The sequence below is a fragment of the Cytophaga sp. genome (genome assembly GCF_051961495.1).
GTDB lineage: Bacteria > Bacteroidota > Bacteroidia > Cytophagales > Cytophagaceae > Cytophaga.
Genome location: NZ_JBQCDF010000189.1, coordinates 1 through 3817 on the forward strand (window position 1 = coordinate 1; position 3817 = coordinate 3817).

Annotated in this window: 1 protein-coding gene; it reads left to right on the forward strand. The window is 37.8% G+C overall.

Annotated elements, in window-relative coordinates; genetic code table 11:
- Window positions 1–35: 35 nt before the first annotated feature.
- A partial coding sequence (locus ACTHJT_RS10315) for an amino acid adenylation domain-containing protein (protein WP_440237941.1) occupies window positions 36–3817 on the forward strand: 3782 nt, incomplete at its 3' end.

Here is a 3817-nt window from a genome sequence, read left to right on the forward strand (position 1 = left end):
TTCCAGAGTATATGGTTCCTGTGATATTGATATCTATGGAATCCTTTCCTTTAACCCTTAACGGGAAATTGGATAAGCGAGGTCTCCCGGATCCAGATGCTCATTTGTATTCGGAGACTTATGTTCCAGCATCTAGTGAGCTGGAGGAAAAGGTTTGTGAAATCTGGCAGGATGTTTTAGGTTTGGAGAGAGTAGGTGTTAAAGATAATTTTTTCCAGATAGGAGGCAATTCCATTCTGGCGATCCAGGTAACACACCGGATGAGCAAGGTATTAGGAAATGATATGAAAGTAGCAGATGTCTTTAAGTATCGAACGATATCTGCCATTCTGTCTCATAGTCAGAATCAAGACACAGTCTTTATAGAAAAGACAGCAAACCGGGAATCGGTCCTGTCCTTTTCCCAGGAGCGTTTATGGTTTATCGAGCAGTATGAAGGAGGTACGAATGCATATCATATGCCATCGTTATATGAGCTTTCTTCCACTGTAGATAAATCAGGTGTTGAATATGCTCTACAACAGATAGTAAAGCGTCATGAAGTATTGCGAAGTACAATAAAGTCTGGAGAGGATGGTAATGGAGTTCAGGTTGTGCATGAAGAACCGGTGCAGATAGAAGAAGGGTTTTTGAGCATTAAAGAAGATTATGAGTTATTTATTGGTGAAGATATCAATCGTCCGTTTGATTTAAGCAAAGATTATCCAGTCAGAGTCAAGTTTTATAATTTATTAGATGAAGGTTCTTCATTGCGTAGACTTTTATTGATCAATATTCATCATATAGCCAGTGATGGATGGTCAGGAGAGATCCTACGCAGGGAGTTTTTGATGTATTACGAATCGTACGTCAAAGGGGAAACGGAAATTGTCTTATCACCGCTAGAGATCCAGTATAAGGATTATGCGGTCTGGCAACGTTCCTATCTGAGTGGAGCCGTGCTTGAAGAGCAGTTAAGTTATTGGAAATCTCATCTGAAAGGATATTCTCATCTTGAATTGCCTACCGATTATGTAAGGCCAAGAGAAATAGATTACAGTGGTGGCAATCATTTCTTTACCCTTGAGGGTTCAGTTATTAATGATTTAAGGTTATTGGCTCGCCGTTATGGAGTGAGTCTGCATAGTGTAATGCTGAGTAGTTTTAAAATTCTTCTGAGTAAATATACCGGTCAGGATGATATAGTTATAGGTATTCCTACCGCGAACAGACATTATCAGCAGACAGCAGAAGTTATAGGTTTTTTTGTAAACACTCAAGCTCATAGAACGCTTCTGAGTGATTCACAAAGTTTTGCATCATTGGTTTCCCAGATCCATCAAACACAGTCAGATTCTCAGCGCTATCAGGATCTACCGTTTGAGAAACTGGTAGACGAGCTAGGGGTAGAGCGTGATACATCCCGTCATCCTGTCTTTCAGGTGATGTTCGATTTACAGAGTTTTAAAGGACAAGAGGATGGCGGATTGGATAATGAGTATTTTAAGTCATTTGATCTTGGCTCGGCAAATCAGATAGCAAAATTTGATTTGTCTTTTTTGATTGTAGATAAAGGAGGAAATGATCTTCAATGTCAAATTAACTATGCGAGGAGTTTATTTAGAGAAGAAACGATAGAAAGATTATCAGGGCACTATAAACACCTTTTGTCAGAGCTGTTGAAAGCTCCGGAAAAAAACTACAGTGAGATATCTCTTCTTAGCCGAGAAGAATATGATCAGATAGTTAATAAATGGAATGCGACGGAGAAATATTATCCTAAAGATAAGACGATCCATGAATTGTTTCAGTCTCAGGCAGAAAAGACGCCATCGAGTGTTGCCGTTGTTTATGAAGATGAAGAATTGACTTATCAGGAGCTCAATGAAAAGAGCAATCAGTTAGCAAGGCGAATAAGAGAAAGTTACCGTCAGATTACGAATAAAGAGCTTGAGAAGGATACACTAATAGTATTATTTCTAGAGCGAAGTTTGGAAATGATAGTAGGTATCCTGGCAGTTCTTAAAGCAGGAGGGGCGTATGTACCAGTGGATCCTGGTTATCCCGAAGAGCGGATTAATTATATATTAAAAGATACGGGAGCTGAGCTTGTTCTGAGCCATCGTAAGATGGTAAAGGGAGTATCAGGGTTACCATTGGAAAGGATCATTTATGCGGATCTAGGAGATCTGATCAGCAGTGATGAAGATAGTTCCAATCTTCCAGTCTATAGTAAGTCGGCAGACCTGGCTTATGTAATTTATACATCAGGTACAACTGGCAGACCCAAGGGTGTGATGATTGAGCATAAATCATTTTCACAGTTTATTTTAAACTTCAGAGATTTCTTATTTGATAAGCATAATTTGGATAGTTACAATTTACTAAGCCTTACCAATTATGTATTTGATATCTTTGGTTTAGAATATGCACTCCCACTTACAACAGGCTTTAAAATTAGTTTATCATCTGTAGATAAAGTAACATCGGAAGGACTTTTCAATATTCAAATCATACAACAAACTCCAAGTGGCTTGCTGCATTTATTGTCCGATTATAGGGGGGACTTATCAGAAATTATATGTCTTGTAGGTGGGGAGCCGCTAAGCCTATCCTTTGGAGATAAGTTAAGTAAATCATTTAAAAAAGTAATCAATGTTTATGGTCCAACAGAAACAGTGATATGGAGTTCGGCATATGAAATTAAATCTTCTCATACACCATATATAGGAAAACCCTTATACAATGAAAAGATTTATGTTCTTGATTCGAATAAGCATCCCGTTCCTTATGGTATAAAAGGAGAGCTTTATATAGGAGGATCTGGACTATCCAGAGGATACTTGAACTCCCCAGCCTTCACAGAAGAACGATTTATAGAAAACCCGTTTTCAAGTGCTTCAGATATGGCCAATGGCTATACAAAGTTGTACAAGACGGGTGATCTTGGCAGATATCTGTCTGATGGTAATCTTGAGTATATCGGCCGGAATGATGATCAGGTAAAAATCCGAGGTTACCGTATAGAGCTAGGAGAGGTGGAGCATGCGATGTCGATGATATCCGGGATAAGTCAAAGCTGTGTTCTAGCGAAAGAAAGACAAACAGAAAGCGGTCTTATCAAATATCTTGTTGGTTACTATGTATCCGAAGATAAAGGGGTAGTAGTTACAGAAGCAAGGATAAGAGAGGAACTGTCGTTAATGCTTCCAGAGTATATGGTTCCTGTGATATTGATATCTATGGAATCCTTTCCTTTAACCCTTAACGGGAAATTGGATAAGCGAGGTCTCCCGAATCCAGATGTTTCAGTTATTGAAGAATATCAAGCACCAAGGAATAAGATAGAAGAGGTACTTCAGAAAATCTGGTCAAAAGTTCTAGGTATTAACATTGAATCAATAAGTATAAATAAAAGTTTTTTTGAACTAGGGGGAGATTCAATTAGTAGCATTCAAGTTGTAAGTTATTCAAGAAAGGAGGGAATTGAATTACAACCCAAAGACCTTTTTTGGTTTCAGACTATTTCATTATTAGCAGCTAATATTAAAGAAATTGCAAGAAAAACAGATACAATAACTAAAGCTCTTCCGTTAAATGTTGATCAATATCCTCATGGTTTATATGAAATAACAGAACAACAACTTTATTGGGTTGACGACAATATTGATAAGGAATATAAGCAAAACTATAAACTGCACGGACATATATTCGTCGCATTTAGAATAACAGGTGAGTTTGATGTTGATTGTTTTAAACAGGCAACGGAATTTCTTTTAATGAGACATGAAAGTTTAAGGACAAGATTCCCCTTGTATAAAGGAAAGTACATGATGGA